Origin of the sequence: Gordonia sp. GONU (assembly GCF_024733855.1) — a bacterium.
GTDB lineage: Bacteria > Actinomycetota > Actinomycetes > Mycobacteriales > Mycobacteriaceae > Gordonia > Gordonia amicalis.
In genome coordinates this window covers 1-21843 of sequence record NZ_JANRHB010000047.1, presented here as the reverse complement: position 1 = coordinate 21843, position 21843 = coordinate 1, and the positions used below count along the sequence as shown (strand labels likewise).

Here is a 21843-nt window from a genome sequence, read left to right as displayed (position 1 = left end):
GGTCGCTCAGAGGAGAGTGGCGTCGCGCTGCCCGGTGTAGAAGGCGAGCGCATAGTCAGGGGTGCTGAAGTAGATCTTCGAACCCTTGGGGAAGAAGATCGCATCCTTGGCCTTGGCAACGGTCTTCTGTCCGGTTTCCTTGTTCTCCAACAGGAACTCGCCCTCGAGGACGACCTTCATCTCGTCGTATTCGTACTCGTAGTAGAGCGGTTCGTCGGTGTGGCGGAGCTCGAAGTATCCGCTGCACATCGGGCTGCCGTCCGGGTTTTCATAGACGTCGCCGATGAATCCCGCAGTACCCGGGTACTCGGCCTCCGGCATCTTCGGCAGGTCCTTCCAGCCATCGCTGGTCACGCGGAACTCCAACGCCTTGGCACTCTCGATCGTCACGAGGCTCCTCCATGTCTCACTCGGGCGCGTACGCGCTCGTCGGGGTAGGTGCTCGGCGTCCTCCGCTGCCAGCCGTCGTTTGCGGTGACTCTTCGGAGTGGACGCCGTCCCCTGTTATGAAACAAGTGGCGTGTTTCAGCAGTGTGACGGCTTTGTAATGGTGTGCAACGCGGCGAATCCGCAACCGAGACATTCGCTCAACGATTCCGTTCCCGCTCACTTTTTATCGGGTGGGCGGGAACGGAATGAGTGAGCGGTTCATCAAGCCCGCGGGTGGTAGTCGAGCAACCGGAACCAGTACTCGTCGGGAAGCACGTCGCCGGAACGCAACACGCGCGCGAGTCCGACGGCCATGAAAACCCCGAGCAGGCCCAGCCAGAGTCCACACAGGGAGATCGTCACCAATGCGATGGTCCTGGCGACCGGCCACGGGTCGAGGATCAGCAGGAGCGGCGCGAAGAGGAAGCCGGCCGGGACGAACCAGAACGACAGCGCCTTGTCGCACTTCATCACTGCGGTCAGCCACATCGGGGTCGACGCCACGGGTCGCGGTGGTGCCGGTCGGCGTCTGACGCGGATCGTCGTGGCAATCGGTGGAGTGGCATTCGGTGGAGTGGCAATCGGTCGAGTGGTCATCGGACACCTCCTGTGCGGATCGCCGTGACTCCAGACTGCGCGCCTGAACGCAGGAAGGCCACTACCTCGCAGGTAGTCGACTCGCGGGGCTCAGTCGAGCCAGTCCAGCACCGACGCCGCGGTCCAGCTCTGCTGCATGCTGCCCAGGGGTTCGCCGGTGAAGGGTTCGTAGTACTCCGCGAACGAGCCGTCGGTGGCCTGGCGCAGACCCTCCTCCCGAAGGCGCGCGGAGCGCTCGGTCCAGCCGCGGCGTCCGAACGCCCAGCTGAACAACCAGGTCATGACCGGCCACACCGGACCGCGCCAGTATTCGCGCGGGCGGAAGTCGGCCGAGATCGGCGACGTCGACGGCGGGACCGCGTACCGGAGGTCGGGGTGCCCACAGAATCGCGGACCTTCGAACAGCCGGAGCAGAGCCCGTTCCCGGTCGCGCGGGAGACCTCCGCAGATCAACGGGGCGAACGCGGCGATCGTCTCGGTCGGAATCCACGAGTTCGCGCGCAGGTCGAAATCCCTTGCGGCGCCGTTACGGTCGTTGGCTGCGGCCACGACGCCGGAACGGAAACGGTCGGCCCATGCGCGCAGGTCGCGGACGTCGGCGAGCGGCTTGGAGTAGTCCTCACCGATCGTCGCGAGCACATCGCAGGCGACGGCGAAGATCGCACTGACGAAGACGTCCTCGACCGCGAAACTCATGACCTTCGGCAACACGTCGTCGTCGTAGTTCGCGCGCTTCATCTGTTCGACGAGCCAGAGGTAGCGGTCGTACTCGAGGTCGGTCGGCCGCATCGACAGATCCGACACGTGGTCGAGATCTGCCCGAGAGTACGGCGGCAGGTCCAGTCCCGGAACGACATTCGCGTATGCCGAGTCCCAGCGCGGCGAGTTGTCCATACCGGATTCCCAGCCGTGGAAGATGGTGATCCGGCCGCGCCCCATGGGATCCCGGGCATGAGCCAGCCACCGGTGCCATCGCACCAGGGAACTCCACCGGCGGTCGATGAACTCGTTGGCCACTGCCCGCGTGGTCCGGCCGTGGCGTCGGGAATGGTCGAGGATGCGCTGCACCGCGATCGCGTGGACCGGAGGCTGGGTGATCCCCGAGGTGTCCGGGAAGTCGGGGGCGCATTCGGCCAGTCGCGCGCACTCCCAGCGGGCCGGGCCGGGGAAGTACCCGTCCCGACCGTTGGCGAACACGATGTGCGGGATCATGCCGTTGCGCCACTGCGCCGAGAGCAGGGTGTCCATCTCGATCACCGCTCGCTCGACCGACAGCGGTGCGAGACCGACGGTGACGAAGGCGGCGTCCCAACTCCACATGTGCGGGTACAGCTTGGGTGCCGCACTGGTCATGGTGCCCAGGTCGTTGCCGCGCAGCAGATACGCGGCACGTGCCGACAGCTGCGTTGGGGTGAATCCGTACCGGGCCACGCCGACGATTCTGCCCCGCGGCGCCGTCGTGTGCTCATCGAGGTGACCTCGATACGCGTCGTCCTCACTCCGTTCGGTCGTCGCTACTCGGCCAGCGGAGGGTAGGGGGCGTGACGATTTGGCGTCCGGGTCGTCGCTACTCGGTCGGCGGAGGGTGGTCAGCATGACGATTTCGGCATCCGGGTCGCCCAGTAGGGTGGGCAGAGTGCCCACCGCTTTGATCACCGGGGCCAGTCGCGGCCTCGGCGCCCAGATCGCCCGACAGCTCGCGCCCACCCACGACCTGTTGTTGGGTGGACGCCCCTCGCCCGAACTCGACAACCTCGCCATCGAACTCGACGGCGCGAGCACGTTCGCCGTCGAGCTGACCGACTACGACGAGGTCGCCGGTGCCGTGGAAGCGATCAACGAACTCGACGTGCTGGTCCACAACGCCGGCGTCGGCAGCAGTCTCGAGCATGTGGCCGACACCCCCGTCGAGGAGTGGCATCACGTCCTCGAGATCAACCTCGTCGCCGTCGCCGAACTGACCCGGCTCCTGCTGCCGGCGCTGCGGCAGGCAGAAGGGCACGTCGTCTTCGTGAACTCGGGCGCGGGCCGGACCGCCAAACCCCGCTGGGCGCCGTATGCGGCGAGCAAGTTCGGGTTGCGGGCACTCGCCGACTCGCTGCGCGCCGAGGAACCGACACTACGGGTCACGTCCGTCTACCCCGGGCGCATCGACACCGACATGCAGCGCGAACTGGTCGCCATCGAGGGCCGGGACTATGACGCCTCGCAGTTCCTGCGCCCGGAGTCCGTCGCGGCCGCCGTCGTACACGCCATCCAGACGCCCGTCGACGCCCATCCGCAGGACATCGTGCTGAGGCCGACGGGGCGTTGGTAAGCAGCTCGGAGCGGAGTCAGAGCTGCGTCAGGTCCTCTGGACGCCAGACCGCCCGCATCGACGACACCTTGCCGTCGGCGTTGAAGACCATGATGTCGACGGGCGTGATCTCGAAGGCCAGTCCGGAGGTCTTGGTCACCAGGGTGAACTCGAAGACGGCGGTGTCGCCGGCGACCTTCTTCCACTTGAGGGTCGCGGTGCGCTCGTCCATGCCGGTGATCACCGAGTAGAACTCGACGAGCTGTTCGCGGGAATTGCGGATGTCGGCGCCGATCGGGTCCTCGACCGTCGCGTCGGGCGCGTAGAGGTCGGCGATCTGCTCGGCGGTGCCGGAGTTCAGCAACTCGATGTAGGCGTCCACCGCCGCGTCGATCTGGTCGGCGAGGCCGGCTTGCTCCACGGTCATGAATCCTCCAGAAATTAGAACGTGTTCTAGTTCCGCACCGTAGCACGCGCGTCCGTCGACCGGTGGATGTTTCCGGTGCTTGCACACCGTTGTTTGATACGTTCGCCGCAAGAGCCCCTCGGGCGTCGAGTCCGTCGAGTCCGTCGAGGTCCCAGCAGCGCGGAAAGGCCGGTATCCGTGACGATGTCCGACTCACCGCACGACCCGCGGTCGGGTGCGCGGTGACCCCGATCCTCGCCGCACCCCTGGATCCCGGCAACGAGCAAGCCCGCCGGTGGGCCGAGGACGAACTCTCCCAGAACGCCTACCAACCGCCGGAACCGTCGTGGTGGGACCGGTTCAGCGACCGGGTCTGGGGATGGATCGCCGACAACGTCCTCGACCTGGTCGGCGGGTCGGACACGATCCGGGCGATCGTCATCGTGATCGCCATCCTCCTGGCGCTCGGACTCGCCGTTCTCGTGATCCGCCGCGTACGCCGCACCCCGCGGGTCCCGAAGACCACCGAGAACGCCGCAGCGAAGGTGGTGTTGTCCGGAAGCCCGCGTTCGGCGAAAGAACTCCGCGCGGAAGCCGAGACCCGCTATGCCGCCGGCGATTACGACACCAGTGTGATCACCGCCGTCCGCGCGCTCGCCCAACGCGGCATCGAACGAGGTCTGCTGGCCGACGAGCCGTCCCTCACCGCACATGAGGTGGCGTCCGAACTGGCGTTCCGGTTCGACGAGCACGGCGTCGAACTCCGGAGCGCCGCAGACCTGTTCGATGCGATCGCCTACGGCGGTCGCCATGCGGCGGCCGGGTCGGCCCGTGCGGTGCTCGACCTCGAGCGCACCGTGTCGTCCGCCCGACCCGCCGGGGTGGACACATCTGGTCCGCGTCGTCTGGCGGTGCCCCGATGACCACGACGGCACGTACACCGTCGATCGCGCCCGCCCCGCCGAAGCGCGGCACGCCGCGATGGATCTGGGTACTCGTGGTGGTGCTCGTCGTCGCGGTGACCGGAGCGATCGGCCTGCTCGGTGTCTCCGCGCTGACCGTGTTCGGTGCGGAACCAGGGCCTGGTGTCAGCTACGACCCCGACAATCCACGGCCCCAGGGTGCGCGTGCCCTCGCCCAGATCATCGACGACCACGGCGGCGACCTCCATCAGGCCCGTGGACTGGACGAGTTCACCGATTCGCCGCGCCCCGAGAGCAGCACGACGGTCGTCGTGTCATCGATCGGAGCACTGAACCCCGGTACCGCACAACAGTTCCTGGACCGGGTCTCCGACGCACACCGGGTGATCCTGATCGCGCCGCAGGACAACGCTCTGTCACTTCTCCGACTACCAGTCCGGCTCGAGTACGGCGGTGCCCCGTCCGCGGTGCTCGCCGGGTGCACGACCGCCGAGATCGCCGACGACGACACCATCACCGGCGGCGCGCTCGGCTACAGCACATCCGCACCGGGCGCGACGTCGTGCTTCACCACCGGCACCGCGTCGAATGTGCTGATCGTGCCGGCCACATCGACCCGCCCGGAGATCGTGGTCGTCAGTGGCGACATGCTGATCAACGAGAACCTCGCGCTCCGGGACAACGCGGGCGTGGCCACCCGTCTCTTCGCCGGAGCGCACGACATCCTCTGGTATGTACCTCTTTTCACCGACGAAGTCGCCTCGGCGCAAGAGGAATCCGACATCCCGGAGGCGCTCGGGCCGCTGGTCGTGCTGGCTGCGTTCGCCGTCCTGGTCCTGATGCTCTGGCGCGGTCGCCGTTTCGGCGCGCTGGTCACCGAGCCGCTGCCGGCGGTCGTCAAGGCGATCGAGACCACCCAGGCACGGGGCCGGATGTACCACAAGGCTCGCGCCGACGCCCGCGCCGCCGCCGCGCTGCGCATTCACACCCTGACCTCGCTCGCCTCCTACCTCGGCCTCCCGTACGACGCCGGTCGGGCCACCGACGAGTTGGCGGCACCCGACTGGGAAACGATGGTGGCACCGGGGGAGACCGCCGACTCCGCCGTCCACGCCATCATCACCACCGTCGTGTCCGTCACCGGCCGCGACCTTCCCCAGGTACGGACCCTGCTCGCGGGGCCGCTGCCCACCACCGACACCGGCCTCGTCGTCTTCACCAGTGAACTGACCGCCCTCGAGAAGGAAGTCCGGCACACACCATGACCGTCGATCCATCCCGCACCTTCGGCCCCGGTCCGTCCGGGAAGGCGGCCCCATCGCCGCAGAATCCGCACGGTGGACCCGCCCCGTCGTCGAACAAGGCACGCGAGGCACTCGGTGCGGTGCGTGCCGAGGTCGCCAAAGCCGTTGTCGGGCAAGACCCGGCGGTCGCGGGCATCCTCATCGCACTCTTGTGTCGCGGACACATCCTGCTCGAAGGCGTTCCGGGCGTCGCCAAGACCCTCCTCGTCAAATCGGTCGCGGCGGCGCTCGACGTCGAGACCAAACGCGTGCAGTTCACCTCCGACCTGATGCCCGGGGACGTGACGGGTTCGCTCGTGTTCGACTCCGCCAGCTCGGAGTTCACGTTCCGCGAGGGACCGGTGTTCACGAACCTCCTGTTGGCCGACGAGATCAACCGCACCCCGCCGAAGACGCAGGCATCGTTGCTGGAGGCGATGGAGGAACGGCAGGTGACCGTCGACGGCGTCGGCCATCCGCTGCCCAGCCCGTTCCTGGTGGCGGCAACGCAGAACCCCGTCGAGTACGAGGGCACCTACCCGCTGCCGGAGGCCCAGCTCGACCGTTTCCTGCTGAAGGTGACACTGCCCGTGCCGCCACGTGAGGACGAGATCACGGTCCTGACCCGGCATGCGGCCGGGTTCGATCCGCGGAATCTCGCCGCCGCCGGACTTCGACCGGTCGCCTCGGCCGCCGACGTCGAAGCCGGCATCGAGCAGGTCCGCCGCGTCGGTGTCGCACCACAGGTGGCCGCCTACATCGTCGACATCGCCCGCGCGACACGGTTCTCGCCGTCCCTGGCACTCGGCGTCAGCCCGCGCGGCGCGACCGCGCTGCTCGGGACCAGCCGCGCGTGGGCGTGGCTGAACGGCCGTGACTTCGTGACCCCCGATGACGTTCAGGCCCTGGCACAGTCGACGCTGGCGCACCGGCTGACGCTGCGGCCGGAGGCCGAACTCGAAGGCGTGTCGGTGGGCTCGGTCCTCGATGCCGCCGTCAACTCGGTTCCCGTCCCGCGCTGATGTTCCTCACCGCCCGGTTCCTGGTACTGGTGCTGCTCGGCGCAGTGCCGATCGTGGTGTGGCCGAACTACGCCGTCCCCGTGCTGTGGGTGCTGTTCTGTGTGCTGCTGATGTGCCTCGACGTCGCGCTCGCCGGATCGACGAAGACCATCACGATGACACGGTCGGTGATCGGACCGGTCCGGTTGGGGGAGAGCACCTCCTGCTCGATCACGGTCACCAACACCGGGACCGGGACCTTTCGCGGCGTCCTGCGTGACAGCTGGCAACCCTCGGCGGGTGCCACGGGCGCCGCCCATCGCCTCATCGTGCCGCGCGGTGAGACCACCACCGTGACCACCACTCTCACCCCCAGGCGACGTGGCGACCGACTCGCCGTACGGGTGACGGTGCGCCGTCTCGGTCCTCTGGGACTGGCCGGACGGCAACGCAGTGTCCCGCTTCCCGGCCGGGTCCGCGCGCTCCCGCCGTTCGGGTCACGGCGGCTCCTGCCCTCCCGACTCGCCCACCTCCGCCAGCTCGACGGCCGGTCGGCGGTCCGGATCCGCGGCCAGGGCACCGAATTCGACTCTCTCCGGGACTACGTCGAGGGAGACGACGTCCGCAGCATCGACTGGCGGGCGACCGCACGACGCCGGTCGACCGTGGTGCGGACCTGGCAACCGGAGAAGGACCGACACATCGTCATCGTGCTCGACACGTCGCGCACCTCCGCGGGGCGCGTCGGCGATGTCCCCCGACTCGACGCCGCGATGGACGCCGCCCTGCTGCTGGCGGCGTTGGCATCGCATGCGGGCGACCGGGTCGACCTGATCGCCGGTGACCGACGCGTGCACCGTCGAGTGGTCGGGGAGGGCCGGACGACGCTGCTCAGCAGGCTGGTCATGGCGATGGCCGACCTCGAACCGGCACTGCTGGAGGCGGATTGGCCGATGCTGGGCGCCGAGGTCGCGAAGATCAGCCGCCAGCGCGCCCTGCTGGTGTTGCTGACCCCGATGGAACCGGCCGCCGTCGAGGAGTCACTGCTGCCCCCGCTGTCGGTTCTCGCGCAGCGCTACAAGGTGGTCATCGGATCCGTTGCCGACCCTGCGCTGGAGGAGATGATCGACGCCCGGGAAGATCCGGAAGCCGTCTACGACGCGGCGGCCGCCGCCCGGACCGTCACCCTGCGCAACCGGACGGCCACTGCCGTCGGACGACTCGGCGTCGACGTCGTCGACGCCCCGCCCGACAAGCTGCCCGCGCGACTCGCAGATCACTATCTGCTGCTGAAATCACGCGGGCTGCTGTAGCGCTGCGTCGAACTAGCTCTTGGCCTGCACCGCCCGGTAGCCGAGGAAGCCCAGGTAGCCGGCCAGGCCGACCAGGCCGAGGCGTCGGGTGCGGCGTGACACCAGCGCGACGCCGATCGCGGTCTCGCAGGCACCGTTGCGGTAGGTCCACGTCGTGGTGTCCTCGGGGAACACGGGTGCGGTGATGGGAGCGAACACCTCCGGCTTGACGAAGTGCGTCAGACCGACCGCGGCGAGACCTCCGCCGATCAGCGAGACGGCGTCCAGGGACTTGTCGTTCTTGGCCATTCGGGTGTTCCTCTCGGGTAAATGCACTCCGTCCATTCCTACACGGTGGGCGCGGTCAGTCCGCGATCGAGTTCAGCGAGGTCGCCGGTTTCCCCGGCCTCATGCGCACGGCGTCCCGCGACGAAGACGTAGGCCAGGAACAGCAACCAGACGGTCACCCCGATCCCGATCCGCGCCCACGTCGGCAGCGGCGAAGGGGTCACGAAGGCCTCGATCACCCCGCACAGCAGGAGGACGGCGACGAGACCGAGCGCCACGCCGATGGCGGTCCGACCCTCCTCACCGAGAGCGGCTGCGCGCGTTCGGTTCCCGGGTGACACCCAGGACCAGAAGATCCGTAGTCCGACTCCCGCGGCGACGAACAGGCAGGTCAGTTCGAGCATGCCGTGTGGCAGGAGCAGACCGAAGAACAGGTCTCCGCGACCGTGCCGGATCATGATCGACGCGATCACCACCAGGTTCAGGATGTTGGTGTAGAGCATCCAGATCACCGGCAGGCCGAAGACGCCGACAACGATGCACATCGCGGCCAGCCAGAAGTTGTTGGTCCACACCCGCGCCGCGAACGACGTCGCCTCGTATTCGCTGTAGTAGTTCTCGAAGTCGTTGGTGACGAGCCGCTCGATCTCCTGCGCCGAGGCGAACGAGCTCTCGATCCGCGGATGCTCCAGAACCCACCAGGTCATGACGGCGGCCGCGAGCAGACACACGCCCATCACCGTCAGCCACCACCACCGCATCCGGTACAGCGCAGCGGGGAACGACACCGCGAAGAAGTCGATGAACGTCGACCAGGTACTCACCCTCGTCCCCGACGCTCTACCCCGGGCCCGCGCCAGCAACGCCGACAGGTACGCGACGAGCGATGCGTCGGGCGCCGACGAGCGGATCACCGAAAGATGCGTCGCCACCCGCTGGTAGGTGTCGATGATCTCGTCGGCCTCGGCTCCGGTCAGACGCCGCCGGCGCGACAACTCATCGAGACGTTCCCACGTCGCGCGGTGCGCGGAGACATAGGCGTCGAGGTCCATCCGGCCAGGGTAACCGGCATCCGGGTCAACGCAGGACGTGTCATTCGACGGGTGTCGTCCCTGTGCACGGGTGAGGGTGCGAGCCGCGGTTCGCGTCGTATGGTGAGGCGTGCCATCCGTACCGCCGCCGCCAGGACCCCCGCGACTGGCGGGTGTCCCGACCGGCCCGCCGCCGACCGTCTGGGGTGCAGGTGCGTCGGCCACGGTCGGCGTGGGACGCGACGATCTGGTCTCCGGTGAGGCGGTGGCACTGGCGCTGCCGCCGGGCGGTCTCGGCTATCGGATTCTGTCGGGGATGATCGACGTCGCGCTGGGGATCGCCCTCTGGTTGATCCTCTGGTGGCTGACGTACCAGGTGGCCATCGACCTCAACGAGGCCTGGCGGGGCGCCGTCAACACGATGCTGCCCATAGTCAGTATCATCGCGCTGCCCACCGTCGTGGAAACCCTCACCGGGGGCAAGACCGTCGGTCATCTCGTCGTCGGCCTGCGTACCGTCCGAGATGACGCCGGGCCCATCGGTTTCCGGCATTCGCTCACCCGGGCGCTGGTGGGGTTCATCGAGATGTACGCCTGCCTGGGTCTGCCCGCGCTCATCAGTGCCGCGATCTCGCGGAAGAACAAGCGGCTCGGTGACCTCCTCGCCGGCACCTACGTGATCCGGGACCGGCACAAGATCGAAGAACAGCATCCCATCGAAATGCCCGCCGGACTCGTCTCGTGGGCGGTGGCGGCCGACATGGCGGCCCTGCCCGACGGCCTCGCCGTGATCATCCGCCAGTTCCTCAACGGCCGCCACGGCATGAAGCCCGAACCCCGGGCCGCCGCAGCGCGTCGGCTGGTCTTCGACGCGGCGCCGTTCGTGGCGCCCGCGCCGCCACAGGGCGCGTCGTTCGAGGATGTGCTGTCGGCGATCATGGCCGAACGTCGACGCCGCGACGCCGAACGACTCGAACGTGAAGCACTCCTGCGGGAAAGGTTGTTGCGATGAGAACATCCGCCCGACACCGCGCAAAGATTTTCTGCGCCTTGATCGCCGGGGCCCTGATGACCATCGGGGGAACGGCGCCGGCGCCCCCCGCTTTCTCGGCACCCGCGGACTCGGTGCCGCACATCGTCTCCTCCGAGACCGTGCACACCTCCGTGGTTGCACTCGACGCCGCGTCGTCGACGACCCGGATTCGCTACCGCTCGACGTCGGTGCGCGGCACACCGACCGAGATGACCGGGACCGTGCTGCTACCCCGGTCCGCGCCGCCGCGTGACGGCTGGCCGCTTGCGGTGTGGAATCACATGACGGTCGGCGCGGCGGACTCCTGCGCTCCGTCCGGCGGTCATGCGGGGCATCCCGAACTCCCGCGGATGACGTCGGGTGACCTCATCGTCTCCCACCTGCTCGACGCCGGATTCGCCGTCGTCCGGCCTGATTTCGAGGGAATCGGTGGTCCCGGACCGCATCCATACCTGATCGGCGATTCGCTCGCCCGGTCGGCGATCGACATGGCGGTCGCGGCGTCACGCGCGGACTCACGGATCGGTCGGGACGTGGTGGTGGCCGGACACTCCGAGGGTGCGGTGGCCGCGCTCTTCGCGGCATCTCGGCCCGAATCCGAATGGCGGGGATTGCAACTGCGAGGCGTCGCGGCGCTGGCACCGCCCACCCAGGTCGCGCGGATGCTCGACGCCGTCTCCGCCGTTCCCGTTGCCGGTCCGGCCATCAACGAGTTGATGGGTCTGGCGGCGTTGATCGGTTACGGCGCTGCCGCCGCAGATCCGGACTTCGGGCAGCTGATGCTCAACGGCGGTCTCAGTCCGGCGGCACGCCGTCTCGTTCCGCAGGTCGAGCAGCGGTGCTATGTCGGGCTCACCGGGTTCGATTCCTTCGGCGGGCTGGCCCCAGCTCAGCTACTCGGACCGCGCGGCAGCCAGTTGAAGACCGATCTGATGAGCATCCTCGATCGCAACGACGTTGCGCACCTACGTTTCTCCCCGGGACTTCCGGTGCGAGTCGAAGCCGGGACGACCGACACCGTCTCCCCGCAACCCCTGGTATCCGAACTGGTGCAAACCTATCGGCGAAGCGGGGTGCGAGTGACCTACAACGAACGCCTCATCGGGCATGCCGGCGTGGCGACCGAGCCGGGTGGCGCCGAAGGTGTTGCGCGGTGGCTGATCAGGCAGGTTTGATCGCCGGTCACCTCAGATCGGCGCTGGACTTCCCGAGGGCCTTCAACATGGCGGCCTCGGTGGAGTTGGGCTGTTTCCCAATCGGATTCGAGGCGGATGAACTCGGCGACGGTCGCGTGCTGGGATACGGCCGGTGAGCGGCGGTTCGCCCTTTCGGAGTGGCTAACCCAACCAGGTACGGGCCGCGATGACCAGCGCTCGGACTCCCGTCGCGAGCGTCGGATCGATCACCGGCGCGTAGTGCGGTGAGTGGTTGGACGGTACTTTCAGCAGCGCCGGATCCGTCATGTCACCGGTGGTGAACAGGGACGGATCGGCTCCGCCGAGCAGCCAGTACGAGAGGGGTGCGCCACAACTCGTGGCCAAGATGCCGACATCCTCGCTGCCCGCGCCGGCCCCCGGATCGAGGATGTTGGACGCGCCCAACCAGTCCGCGAAGGCGCTCAGCGTCTTGCCCAGCGCGTCCGGATCATTGGTGACCACCGGGAACCGTTCGATCTCGGTGATCGTCGGCTCGTCTGGCACGCCCGACGCCGCCGCCTCGCCGCGCACGATGCGCTCGACGCTGTCGAGGATCTTGCCGCGCACGGTCTCGTTGTAGCTGCGGATGTTCAGCTGGATCTCGGCCTCCCCGGGAATCACGTTCGCGGCGTCACCGGCGTGGATCGACCCGACGGTGAGCACAGCGGTGGCGGTGCTCGGGATCTCCCGGGAGATGACGGTCTGCAGCCTCAGGACCGTGGCAGCGGCCAGCACGATGGGATCCACGGAGGCCTCGGGCATCGAGCCGTGTGCACCACGACCCACGAGTCGCACCCGGAGTGAGTCCGACCCGGCGTACGACGCGCCGGGGTGCCCGGCAATCTTGCCGGCGGGCAATGGCGAGACATGCTGACCGAGCACGACGTCGGGTGTGGGGAACCGATCCCACAGTCCGTCGTCCACCATCGCCTGAGCGCCGGCACCGAGCTCTTCGGCGGGCTGGAAGATGACGACGACGGTGCCCGACCATCCCGATATATCGGATGCGAGGATTGCCGCCGCACCCAGGAGACATGTGGTGTGCAGATCATGACCACACGCATGGGCGACCGGGACCGTCTTACCGTTCTCGTCGGTCGCCGTGACGGTGCTGGCGTAGTCGAGTCCGGTGTCCTCGAGAACGGGTAAGGCATCCATGTCGGCGCGCATCGCGATCGTCGGACCATCCCCGTTTCGCAGGATGCCGACCACTCCGGTCCTGCCGACGCCGGTCGTGACATCGAAACCCGCCGATTCGAGCCTTTCGACAACCAAGCCGACGGTCCGTTGTTCCTGGAAGCCGAGTTCCGGGTGTCTGTGGAGGTCTTTGTAGAGGTCGACGAGCGAAGGGTCGATCGGGATGTCTACAGGAGTGGTCATGCCACGACCTCCAACGGCGGGCGTCTGGACCGGATCTCCGGCCCGACCCCATCGTCACACGCGGCAGGGTCCGCATGCGTCGGTTTCATCCTTCCCGGACGGACAACCCGGTGCGCCTCACTTCAGGTCGGCGCTGGACTTCCCGAGGACGCGGCGCGCGATGATCAGCTGCTGAATCTGTTGGGTTCCCTCGAAGATGTCGAGGATCTTGGAGTCCCGGGCCCACTTCTCCAGCAGCGAGGTCTCCGAGAAGCCAGCTGTCGCACCGATTTCCACCGCTTTGTTGGTGATCTCGGTGACCGTACGACCCGCCTTCGCCTTCGACATCGAGGCCTCGGTGGAGTTGGGTTGCCTGTTGTCGGCCATCCACGCGGCGCGCAGGGTGTGCAACCACGATGCCTCCCACTCGGATTCGAGTCGGATGAACTCGGCGACGGTCGCATGCTGGGATGAGGCCGGGCGGTCGTAGTCGATCTCGTGGCCGGCCTCGTCGAGCATCCGGCGCAGTTCCTCCAGTGCGGCACGGCCGAGGCCGATCGCCATCGCCGCGACGACCGGGCGGGTGTTGTCGAAGGTCTGCATGACCCCGCCGAACGCCTTCTTGGTGTCGATCTCCGGTGATCCGAGCAGGTTCTCGGCGGGCACGCGGGCGTTCTCGAAGCGGATCACGGCGGTGTCGGAGGCCTTGATGCCGAGCTTGTGCTCGAGCCGGGCGACCGTCACCCCCTCGGTCGTCATCGGCACGACGAAGCTCTTGATGGCCGCACGACCGACGCTCTTGTCGATGGTGGCCCAGACGACCACGTGATCGGCTCGCGAGCCGGCGGTCACGAAGATCTTCTCCCCGTTTAGGAGGTAGTCGTCGCCGTCGCGGGTCGCAGTCGTGGAGACGGCTGCCGAGTCCGACCCGAAGCTGGGCTCGGTGATGGCCATCGCCGCCCACACGTCCGAGAACTTCTCGAGCTGTTCGGGGTTGGCGACCGCCGCGATGGCGGCATTGCCCAGACCCTGGCCGGGAATGGAGAGCAGCAGGCCCACATCGCCCCAGCTCATCTCGAGCGCCGAGATCAGGCCGCGCATGTTGGCGCCGTTGACCGACGGTCCGTCGTCGCCGCTCGACGAGTCGGCCGACTGCTCCGACCCGCGACCCTGCTTGGCCAGTTTCGCGAGGTCGTCGAGTTCGACGGGGTACTCGTGCTCGGCCTTGTCATACTTCCGTGAGATCGGCCGGAAGATGTGCTCGGCAGCCAGGTGGGTGCGCTCGACCGTCGAATCGAACTTCTTCGGGAGCTCCAGGTTGATCGCCATGGCATGACCTTACTGCTGGGTAAGTTAGTTGCCAAGTCCTTCCCCGTCACACCCGCCGATAGCCTGGGGACGTGGCTTACGACGAGGAACTCGCCTTCCGCATCCGCGCGTTGCTCGCGGCGGAGGCCGGCGTCGACGAGGTTCCCATGTTCGGCGGCCTGGCGTTCCTGATCAACGGCAACATGGCCGTGGCCGTGAGCGGCAAGGGCGGGATCATGGTGCACGTGCCGCCCGAGGAGACCAACACCCTTCTCGAGTACCCCCACACCGCGCCGATGTACATGTCGGCGCGCGAGACCCTCGGCTGGCTCCGCGTCTTCGAGGAAGGGATCGCCAGCGATCGTCAGCTGACCCGCTGGGTCACCATCGGCTCCGACTACGCCAGGAAGCTGCCGCCGAAGTGAGGGGCGGGCGGCCCCGCCCCACGAACTCCCTGATCCTGCTGTCACAGCCCGGCCGGTGGGCGATACTGTGACCGCAACTGGTGTCAATGGTGTCGGGAACCGAACATCGATCTGATCCGCGCAGTCCGCCGAGCCTGCCGGAAGAGGAGATCCGATGCCTGCCGATTTCTCCGACCGAACAGACTTCGACAACGCCAACCGGGGTTTGATCGGGGTCCTGGAACCCGCTGTCGTCCACGGTGGTGACGGCCGTGTCGTCTACGACGCCGCGGGTTTCGCGGAGGCAACTGCCGGTCACTGTCCCGACTCCGTCAACCCGAATCTGTGGCGGCAGGCCCAGCTCACGTCGGTTCACGGATTATTCGAGGTCACCGACGGCATCTATCAGATCCGCGGCTACGACCTCTCGAACATGACGTTGGTCGAGGGCGACACGGGGGTGGTCGTGATCGATCCCCTGGTCTCGTCGGAATGCGCGGCGGCCGGCCTTGCCCTCTACCGTCGGCATCGCGGTGAACGACCGGTGAGCGCAGTCATCTACACCCATTCCCATGTCGATCACTTCGGCGGCGTTCTCGGCGTCGTCGATGTCGACACCACCGTGCCGATCGTCGCGCCCGAACACTTTCTCGAACATGCCGTCTCCGAGAACGTCTACGCGGGCACCGCGATGCTGCGGCGGAGCATGTATCACACGGGGATCGTGCTGCCGGTCGGCGCGACCGGGACCCTCGGCGCTGGACTCGGTCCCAGCACATCCACCGGGACAGTGGGTTTGATCGCCCCGACGCTCGACATCACCCACACCGGACAGGAAGAGACCTTCGACGGTGTCCGGATGATCTTCCAGGTGACGCCGGGTACCGAAGCGCCGTCGGAGATGAACTTCTGGTTCCCCGATCACCGAGCACTGTGTCTGGCCGAGAACGCAACTCACAATCTCCACAACCTGCTGACATTGCGGGGCGCACAGGTGCGCGACGCCCGCATCTGGTCGCGATACCTCACCGAGGCCATCGAGATGTTCGCCTACGACTCCGATGTCGCCTTCGCCTCCCATCATTGGCCCACCTGGGGCACCGACGAACTGCTCGTCTATCTGACCCAGCAGCGCGATCTGTACGCCTACCTCCATGATCAGACGCTGCGGCGAATGAATCAGGGATACGTGGGCAGCGAGATCGCCGAGGACTTCCCGATGCCGCCGGTCCTCGACGCGGCCTGGCACGCCCGCGGGTTCTACGGCTCGGTCAGCCACAACGTGAAAGCGATCTATCAGCGGTATCTCGGTTGGTACGACGGCAATCCGGCCCATCTGTGGCAGCACCCACCGGAGGCGTCGGCCGCTCGGTACGTGCGTGCGCTGGGCGGGGTCGAGGCAGCGGTCGCGAAAGCGCAGGAGTTCGCCGACGAGGGAGATCTTCGATTCGCCGCGGAACTGGCCGGCCACGCGGTGTTCGCCCAGCCGGACCATGCGGGCGCGAAAAAGCTCCTCGCGCAGGTGTTCACGAAACTGGGATACGGATCCGAGTGCGCCACCTGGCGCAACAACTTCCTGGTCGGTGCCGACGAGCTCGTCGGCCGGCCACATCCCGCACCGGTCAGCGGGTCCGGAATCGCGAGCGCGCTCACCATCACCCAACTCTTCGACAGTCTCGCCATCCGCATCGACGGCCCGCGAGCGTGGGACCTGTCGACGTCCATCCGATGGCACTTCACCGACACCGACGAGACCTATCGGATGGAGCTCTCGAACGGTGTCCTGATCCACCACCCGACGCGGCGACAGGATCCCGCCGATCTCGTCGTGACACTCACCAAGCGCGATCTGCTGGGCCTTCTCACCGGCACGGCAGCCAGTGGTGCCACCTTGGAGGGCGATACGTCCGCGATCTCGACCATCACCGGATTGGTCGATGACCCCGATCCCGGGTTCGCCATCGTCACACCGTGAGCGAAGTCATTTGGCGGCAACGCAGTTCGGGTCGCGAGCCCTTCGAGGCTCGTCGCTATCGCTCCTCACACCTCAGGGAGCGAAAACGGCACGCCACCATCACTCCTCACACCTCAGGGAGCGAAAACGGCACGCCACCATCACTCCTCACACCTCAGGGAGCGAAAACGGCACGTCGCGATCGCTCCGAAGTCGCGAGGCGTCAGGGGACGATGTTCACCATCCGGCCGGGCACCACGATCACCTTGCGCGGTTCGGCACCGTCGAGGAGTGCGGCGATCTTCTCGTCGGCGAGGGCAGTGGTGCGCAGGGTGTCCTCGTCGGCGTCGGCGGCGACCGTGATCCGGCTGCGGACCTTGCCCTTGACCTGCACCGGGATCTCGATCGTGTCCTCGACCAGCCACGCCTCGTCGGCGACCGGGAACGGCGCGCGGACGACGAGGGTGTCGTGGCCCAGGCGATGCCACAGTTCCTCGGCGATGTGCGGTGCCAGCGGCGCGAGCATGATCACCAGCGCTTCGACGGCATCCCTTGGCGCACCGGCCTTCTCGAAGTTCTTGGTGAGGTGGTTGGTCAGCACGGTCAGCTTGGCGACGGCGGTGTTGTTGCGCAGTGCCGCGTAATCCTCGCGGACACCGGCGATCGTCTTGTGCAGCAACCGCTTCGTGTCGTCGTCGGACTCGGCGTCGGCGACGCGCAGCTCACCGGACTCCTCGTCGACGACCAGGCGCCAGATGCGCTGCAGGAACCGCTGCGAACCGACGACGTCCTTGGTCGCCCAGGGGCGTGACTGGTCGAGCGGACCCATGAACATCTCGTAGACGCGCAGGGTGTCGGCACCGTAGTCGCGGCAGATGTCGTCGGGGGTCACCGAGTTCTTCAGCGACTTGCCCATCTTGCCGTACTCCTGGCGCACCTCTTCACCGTTGTAGAAGAACTTGCCGTTCTCCTCGGTGACCTCCTCGGCCGGCACATAGATACCGCGCGAGTCGGTGTACGCGTACGCCTGGATCATGCCCTGGTTGAACAGCTTTCGATACGGCTCGCGGCTGGTGACGTAGCCGAGGTCGAACAGGACCTTGTGCCAGAACCGCGAATACAGCAGGTGCAGCACGGCATGTTCGACGCCACCGATGTAGAGGTCGAGGCCACCCGGATCGTTCGGACCATGCAATTCGGGACGCGGACCCATCCAGTAGGCCTCGTTGTCCTTGTCGCACAGGGTTTCCTGATTGGTGGGATCGATGTAGCGCAGCTGATACCACGAGCTGCCCGCCCACTGCGGCATGACGTTGGCGTCGCGGGTGTAGGTCTTGGGACCGTCTCCGAGATCGAGCTCGACGGTCATCCACTCGCCGGCCTTGGCCAGCGGGGGCGACGGCTCGCTGTCGGCGTCGTCGGGGTCGAAGGAGACCGGCGCGTAGTCCTCGACCTCCGGGAGTTCCACCGGCAACATCGATTCGGGCAACGCGTGCGGCTGGCCGTCGGCGTCGTAGACGATCGGGAACGGCTCGCCCCAGTAACGCTGACGGGCGAAGAGCCAGTCACGCAGCTTGTACTGGATCTTGCCGGTGCCCACGCCGCCTGCCTCGAGGCGTTCGACGATTGCGGCCTTGGCGTCCTCGACGTTCTTGCCGTCCAGGAAGTCCGAGTTCACCAACGGGCCGTCGCCCATGTAGGCCTCGACCTGCACGTCGGTGTCCGAGCCGATCACCTCGATGATCGGCAGGCCGAACACGGTCGCGAACTCGTGGTCGCGGGCGTCGTGCGCCGGGACCGCCATGATGGCGCCGGTGCCGTAACCCATGAGAACGTAGTCGGCGATGAAGACCGGAACCTGGTGTCCGTTCACCGGATTGATCGCGAAGGAACCGGTGAAGACGCCGGTCTTCTCCTTGTTCTCCTGGCGTTCGAGGTCGGACTTCGCCGCGATCGACGACCGGTACTCCGCGACGGCCGTCGCGGGATCGCTGCCGCCGCGTGTCCACCGGTCGTCGGTGCCCTCCGGCCAGGCGTCGGCGGTCAGCGCGTCGACCAGCGGATGCTCGGGGGCCAGCACCATGTAGGTGGCACCGAAGAGCGTGTCCGGGCGGGTCGTGAAGACCTCGATGTCGCCGACACCGGGCGCCCCGAACCGGACCTGCGCACCCCGCGAACGGCCGATCCAGTTGCGCTGCATGGTCTTGACCTTCTCCGGCCAGTCCAGCAGGTCCAGGTCGTCGAGCAGCCGGTCGGAGTAGGCGGTGATCCGCATCATCCACTGCCGCAGATGCTTGCGGAAGACCGGGAAGTTGCCGCGATCACTGCGCCCGTCGGCGGTCACCTCCTCGTTGGCCAGCACCGTGCCCAGACCGGGGCACCAGTTGACCAGCGAATCACTCAGGTACACCAGGCGGTGGTCGTCGATCACTGCGGTGCGCTCGGCCGGCGTCAGATCCGCCCAGGACTTGCCGGCGTTCTCGCCGGTGAGCTCACGTGTGCCCGCGGCGAACTCGTCGACCAGCTCGGAGATGCGCCGGGCCTTGCCCTGCTCGGCGTCGAACCAGGCGTTGTAGATCTGCAGGAAGATCCACTGCGTCCAGCGGTAGAAGTCGACGTCGGTGGTCGCGACGCGACGACGCTCGTCGTGGCCGAGGCCGAGTCGTCGGATCTGGCCGAGGTAGCGCTCGATGTTCTGCTCGGTCGTGGTCCGCGGATGGGTGCCGGTCTGGACGGCGTACTGCTCGGCCGGCAGACCGAAGGAGTCGAAACCCATCGTGTGCAGAACGTTCTTGCCGGTCATCCGCTGGTAGCGGGCGAAGACGTCGCTGGCGATGAACCCCAGCGGATGGCCGACGTGCAGACCCGCACCCGAGGGGTAGGGGAACATGTCCTGGACGAACAGCTTGTCGGGAGCGTCGGCGCTGCCGCCGCCGAACGCGCTCAGGTCACCGGCGAGCGGTCCGACGGGATTCGGTGCCTCGTAGGCATGCTCGTCGGACCAGGCCTGCTGCCAGCGCTGCTCGAGCTCACCCGCGACCTCCGCGGTGTAGCGATGAGCGGTCGCCCCGGCGGAGCCGTTGGTGCTGGTGGTGTCGACTGAAGTCACCCGACCAGGGTAAATCCTGTGCCCGACCAGCCTGAAATCCGGTCAGCTCGTCACCCCGCCAGCGCAGGCACGTCCATGAGGTGCAGTTCACCCGGGCACGCTCGATTCGGTTGCACAGCGGACGCAGTCGTATGCTGTGGGTCGTGAATGCCCTGTCCGTCGTCGTTGCCGTCCTGCTCTTCGCACTGGCCGGGCTCTGGACCACGGTCGGGGTCCGCGGTCTTCGCGGCTCTCTTCCCCGCAACCGCCGTCTCGGTGTTCGCACCGACGAGACCATGCGCTCCGATGAGGCCTTCCGCGTCGCGAACCGCGTCGCGGCACCCGGAACGCTCGGCGCGAGTGTGATCCTCGTCCTCGGTGCGGTCGCCACCCTGGCCGTCGACGGCGGTTGGTCCATCCTCTTCGGTGTCGTCGCCCTGGTGGCCGCGCTTGTCATCATCGGCCTGGTCAGCGCCATCGGCGTGCGCGCGGCTGCGACCGTACCGGCCGAGGACGCGGGCTGCTCCTGCTGCTCGGGTCATGACGACGCGCATTCCGCCGAGAAGCCGGCCGGGGCGGAGTCCGACCCGGCTGCCGACTGCGGCACCAGCAGCTGCGGTGCGTGCTCGCTGCGCGGCGTCTGCGCGAACGACACCGCGCAGGCCTGAGCGTCACCCGCCGTCGGCAGCTCTCACATATGCGCGCGCTCAAGAACCTCCTCGACCGTTCGCCGATCGACGGATTCATCCTCGCGATCGTGGCCGCGGTCGTCGTCGCCGCCTTCCTGCCCGTCCGCGGGGCCGCCGGGGACGCATTCGAGTGGATCGTCGTCGTCGCGATCGGTGCTCTGTTCTTCCTCTACGGCACGCGGCTGCACCCGCGCGAGGCTCTCGACGGCCTCAAGCACTGGCGGCTGCACCTGACGATTCTCGCGTTCACCTTCGTCGCGTTCCCGATCATCGGTCTGGCCCTCAAACCGGTCGTCGAGCCGCTGATCGGTGACGACCTCTATGCCGGGCTGCTGTTCCTGTGTCTGGTGCCCTCGACGGTGCAGTCGTCGATCGCGTTCACCTCCATCGCCAAGGGCAACGTCGCCGGCGCCATCGTCAGCGCCTCCGCGTCGAACATCCTCGGTGTGTTCCTCACCCCGGTACTCGTCGTCGCACTGATGCAGAACACCGGAGACGCCACCATCGACGCGTCGGCGATCCTGAAGATCGTGGCGCAGATCCTGGTGCCGTTCGTCGTCGGTCAGCTGGCACGACCGTGGGTCGGGCCGTTCTTCGCACGCCACGCCCACATCACCAAGCTGGCCGATCGCAGCGCCATCGTGCTCGTCGTCTACGTCGCCTTCAGCGAGGGCGTCGAGAACGGCATCTGGTCGTCGGTCGACGCAGTGCAGGTGATCGCCGTGTCGCTGATCTCGCTGGTGTTCGTCGTGGTCATGCTCGTGGTCACCGGATGGCTGCCCACGAAGCTCGGCTTCGACCGTGCCGACACCATCGCCATCCAGTTCTGCGGCACCAAGAAAAGCCTCGCCACCGGGCTCCCGATGGCCACCGTGCTCTTCGCCGGTTCGACCGTCGGCCTCATCGTCCTACCGCTGATGATCTTCCATCAGATCCAGCTCATCATCTGCTCGTGGCTGGCGACGCGGTACGGACGTGAGGCGGAGGCTGCGGAGACCTCCTGACGATTACCGGGGTCCACGGTCGAAAAAGTCACGGGCCGCGGCCTGTTCGATGCGGTCAGGTACGGATACGGGCGAGCACACGGCACGCCTGACTGTTTTGCCCGGTTGTCAGTTGCCACCGTGAAGGGACCACCGTGAGCTGATTTTTGCCACGAGGATGGGACCACCTGGATTGCCAGTTATGGGACCACCGGCGCGTCGCGTCGGTGGTCCCTTCGTTTTGCTCGTTGACTCAACTGCAAGATTCGCAGGAGGGGCGGCG

21 protein-coding genes are annotated in these 21843 nt (G+C 67.3%); 12 read left to right on the top strand and 9 right to left on the bottom strand.

Features of this window, described 5'->3' with window-relative positions; translation table 11 throughout:
- Positions 1–6: 6 nt before the first annotated feature.
- The 3 genes from NWF34_RS23940 to NWF34_RS23930 all read right to left on the bottom strand — a co-directional run bounded on the left by NWF34_RS23940 (position 7) and on the right by NWF34_RS23930 (position 2457).
- Complete coding sequence (locus tag NWF34_RS23940) at positions 7–390, bottom strand: hypothetical protein (protein ID WP_006438059.1); 384 nt, start codon at positions 388–390, stop codon at positions 7–9.
- A 261-nt stretch (positions 391–651) separates the two neighbouring features.
- On the bottom strand, positions 652–1026 hold the full coding sequence (locus NWF34_RS23935) for a hypothetical protein (RefSeq protein ID WP_375295704.1): 375 nt from the start codon (positions 1024–1026) through the stop codon (positions 652–654).
- 90 nt (positions 1027–1116) lie between these two features.
- Complete coding sequence (locus tag NWF34_RS23930) at positions 1117–2457, bottom strand: amylo-alpha-1,6-glucosidase (protein ID WP_096274856.1); 1341 nt, start codon at positions 2455–2457, stop codon at positions 1117–1119.
- Positions 2458–2662: 205 nt separating this feature from the next.
- Here NWF34_RS23930 and NWF34_RS23925 point away from each other — a divergent pair, with 205 nt between their 5' ends.
- Entirely contained in the window at positions 2663–3343 is a 681-nt protein-coding gene (locus NWF34_RS23925; RefSeq protein WP_096274857.1) for an SDR family oxidoreductase, read from the top strand.
- 16 nt (positions 3344–3359) lie between these two features.
- Here the strand turns inward: NWF34_RS23925 and NWF34_RS23920 are convergent, their stop codons facing one another.
- Positions 3360–3749, bottom strand: a complete 390-nt coding sequence (locus NWF34_RS23920; RefSeq protein WP_258326290.1) for a nuclear transport factor 2 family protein — start codon at positions 3747–3749, stop codon at positions 3360–3362.
- Between the two features lie 221 nt (positions 3750–3970).
- On the opposite strand from NWF34_RS23920, the gene NWF34_RS23915 reads away from it, so the two are divergent.
- The 4 genes from NWF34_RS23915 to NWF34_RS23900 are packed head-to-tail and all read left to right on the top strand — an operon-like array spanning position 3971 to position 8248.
- Positions 3971–4651, top strand: coding sequence for a DUF4129 domain-containing protein (locus NWF34_RS23915; protein WP_258326289.1), 681 nt, complete (start codon positions 3971–3973; stop codon positions 4649–4651).
- A complete protein-coding gene (locus NWF34_RS23910) occupies positions 4648–5916 on the top strand; it encodes a DUF4350 domain-containing protein (protein WP_258326288.1) in 1269 nt (422 codons plus the stop codon). The genes NWF34_RS23915 and NWF34_RS23910 overlap by 4 nt, the downstream gene beginning before the upstream one ends.
- Positions 5913–6956, top strand: coding sequence for a MoxR family ATPase (locus NWF34_RS23905; RefSeq protein ID WP_258326287.1), 1044 nt, complete (start codon positions 5913–5915; stop codon positions 6954–6956). Before NWF34_RS23910 ends, NWF34_RS23905 begins: the two co-directional genes overlap by 4 nt.
- Positions 6956–8248: a DUF58 domain-containing protein gene (locus NWF34_RS23900; RefSeq protein ID WP_258326286.1), complete on the top strand. Its 1293-nt coding sequence runs from the start codon at positions 6956–6958 to the stop codon at positions 8246–8248. Before NWF34_RS23905 ends, NWF34_RS23900 begins: the two co-directional genes overlap by 1 nt.
- Positions 8249–8260: 12 nt before the next feature.
- Here the strand turns inward: NWF34_RS23900 and NWF34_RS23895 are convergent, their stop codons facing one another.
- Both NWF34_RS23895 and NWF34_RS23890 read right to left on the bottom strand, forming a co-directional pair.
- Positions 8261–8536, bottom strand: a complete 276-nt coding sequence (locus tag NWF34_RS23895; protein ID WP_258326285.1) for a hypothetical protein — start codon at positions 8534–8536, stop codon at positions 8261–8263.
- A gap of 38 nt (positions 8537–8574) precedes the next feature.
- A complete protein-coding gene (locus NWF34_RS23890; RefSeq protein ID WP_258326284.1) occupies positions 8575–9567 on the bottom strand; it encodes a stage II sporulation protein M in 993 nt (330 codons plus the stop codon).
- A gap of 109 nt (positions 9568–9676) precedes the next feature.
- Here NWF34_RS23890 and NWF34_RS23885 point away from each other — a divergent pair, with 109 nt between their 5' ends.
- Genes NWF34_RS23885 through NWF34_RS23875 form a run of 3 tightly spaced genes read left to right on the top strand, consistent with a single transcriptional unit; the run spans position 9677 to position 11891 of the window.
- Positions 9677–10558, top strand: coding sequence for an RDD family protein (locus NWF34_RS23885; RefSeq protein WP_375295703.1), 882 nt, complete (start codon positions 9677–9679; stop codon positions 10556–10558).
- A 56-nt stretch (positions 10559–10614) separates the two neighbouring features.
- Positions 10615–11754 (top strand): lipase family protein, encoded by a 1140-nt coding sequence (locus NWF34_RS23880; protein WP_258326283.1) that lies wholly within the window; start codon positions 10615–10617, stop codon positions 11752–11754.
- Positions 11733–11891, top strand: a complete 159-nt coding sequence (locus NWF34_RS23875; protein WP_157753411.1) for a hypothetical protein — start codon at positions 11733–11735, stop codon at positions 11889–11891. Before NWF34_RS23880 ends, NWF34_RS23875 begins: the two co-directional genes overlap by 22 nt.
- A 25-nt stretch (positions 11892–11916) precedes the next feature.
- Here NWF34_RS23875 and NWF34_RS23870 read toward each other — a convergent pair whose 3' ends face one another.
- Together NWF34_RS23870 and NWF34_RS23865 are read right to left on the bottom strand one after the other, a co-directional pair.
- A complete protein-coding gene (locus tag NWF34_RS23870) occupies positions 11917–13155 on the bottom strand; it encodes an amidohydrolase (RefSeq protein ID WP_024499043.1) in 1239 nt (412 codons plus the stop codon).
- Positions 13156–13272: 117 nt separating this feature from the next.
- Positions 13273–14463 (bottom strand): acyl-CoA dehydrogenase family protein, encoded by a 1191-nt coding sequence (locus NWF34_RS23865; RefSeq protein WP_024499042.1) that lies wholly within the window; start codon positions 14461–14463, stop codon positions 13273–13275.
- A 71-nt stretch (positions 14464–14534) separates the two neighbouring features.
- Here NWF34_RS23865 and NWF34_RS23860 point away from each other — a divergent pair, with 71 nt between their 5' ends.
- Both NWF34_RS23860 and NWF34_RS23855 read left to right on the top strand, forming a co-directional pair.
- Entirely contained in the window at positions 14535–14867 is a 333-nt protein-coding gene (locus tag NWF34_RS23860; protein ID WP_024499041.1) for a TfoX/Sxy family protein, read from the top strand.
- Between the two features lie 154 nt (positions 14868–15021).
- A complete protein-coding gene (locus NWF34_RS23855) occupies positions 15022–16821 on the top strand; it encodes an alkyl/aryl-sulfatase (protein WP_024499040.1) in 1800 nt (599 codons plus the stop codon).
- A 202-nt stretch (positions 16822–17023) separates the two neighbouring features.
- Here the strand turns inward: NWF34_RS23855 and leuS are convergent, their stop codons facing one another.
- A complete protein-coding gene (gene leuS, locus NWF34_RS23850; protein WP_024499039.1) occupies positions 17024–19909 on the bottom strand; it encodes a leucine--tRNA ligase in 2886 nt (961 codons plus the stop codon).
- 131 nt (positions 19910–20040) lie between these two features.
- Here leuS and NWF34_RS23845 point away from each other — a divergent pair, with 131 nt between their 5' ends.
- Entirely contained in the window at positions 20041–20556 is a 516-nt protein-coding gene (locus NWF34_RS23845) for an SdpI family protein (RefSeq protein ID WP_024499038.1), read from the top strand.
- A 29-nt stretch (positions 20557–20585) separates the two neighbouring features.
- Positions 20586–21581 (top strand): bile acid:sodium symporter family protein, encoded by a 996-nt coding sequence (locus NWF34_RS23840; RefSeq protein ID WP_024499037.1) that lies wholly within the window; start codon positions 20586–20588, stop codon positions 21579–21581.
- Positions 21582–21843: the final 262 nt, after the last annotated feature.

Excerpts from the sequence above, each read along its gene's own strand:
- NWF34_RS23855 (WP_024499040.1), top strand. The coding sequence starts at position 15,022 with ATGCCTGCCGATTTCTCCGACCGAACAGACTTCGACAACGCCAACCGG.
- NWF34_RS23905 (WP_258326287.1), top strand. The coding sequence starts at position 5,913 with ATGACCGTCGATCCATCCCGCACCTTCGGCCCCGGTCCGTCCGGGAAG.
- NWF34_RS23935 (WP_375295704.1), bottom strand. The coding sequence starts at position 1,026 with ATGACCACTCGACCGATTGCCACTCCACCGAATGCCACTCCACCGATT.
- NWF34_RS23840 (WP_024499037.1), top strand. The coding sequence starts at position 20,586 with ATGCGCGCGCTCAAGAACCTCCTCGACCGTTCGCCGATCGACGGATTC.
- NWF34_RS23870 (WP_024499043.1), bottom strand. The coding sequence starts at position 13,155 with ATGACCACTCCTGTAGACATCCCGATCGACCCTTCGCTCGTCGACCTC.
- NWF34_RS23845 (WP_024499038.1), top strand. The coding sequence starts at position 20,041 with ATGCTGTGGGTCGTGAATGCCCTGTCCGTCGTCGTTGCCGTCCTGCTC.
- NWF34_RS23865 (WP_024499042.1), bottom strand. The coding sequence starts at position 14,463 with ATGGCGATCAACCTGGAGCTCCCGAAGAAGTTCGATTCGACGGTCGAG.
- NWF34_RS23890 (WP_258326284.1), bottom strand. The coding sequence starts at position 9,567 with ATGGACCTCGACGCCTATGTCTCCGCGCACCGCGCGACGTGGGAACGT.
- NWF34_RS23910 (WP_258326288.1), top strand. The coding sequence starts at position 4,648 with ATGACCACGACGGCACGTACACCGTCGATCGCGCCCGCCCCGCCGAAG.
- NWF34_RS23920 (WP_258326290.1), bottom strand. The coding sequence starts at position 3,749 with ATGACCGTGGAGCAAGCCGGCCTCGCCGACCAGATCGACGCGGCGGTG.
- NWF34_RS23880 (WP_258326283.1), top strand. The coding sequence starts at position 10,615 with ATGACCATCGGGGGAACGGCGCCGGCGCCCCCCGCTTTCTCGGCACCC.
- NWF34_RS23900 (WP_258326286.1), top strand. The coding sequence starts at position 6,956 with ATGTTCCTCACCGCCCGGTTCCTGGTACTGGTGCTGCTCGGCGCAGTG.
- NWF34_RS23895 (WP_258326285.1), bottom strand. The coding sequence starts at position 8,536 with ATGGCCAAGAACGACAAGTCCCTGGACGCCGTCTCGCTGATCGGCGGA.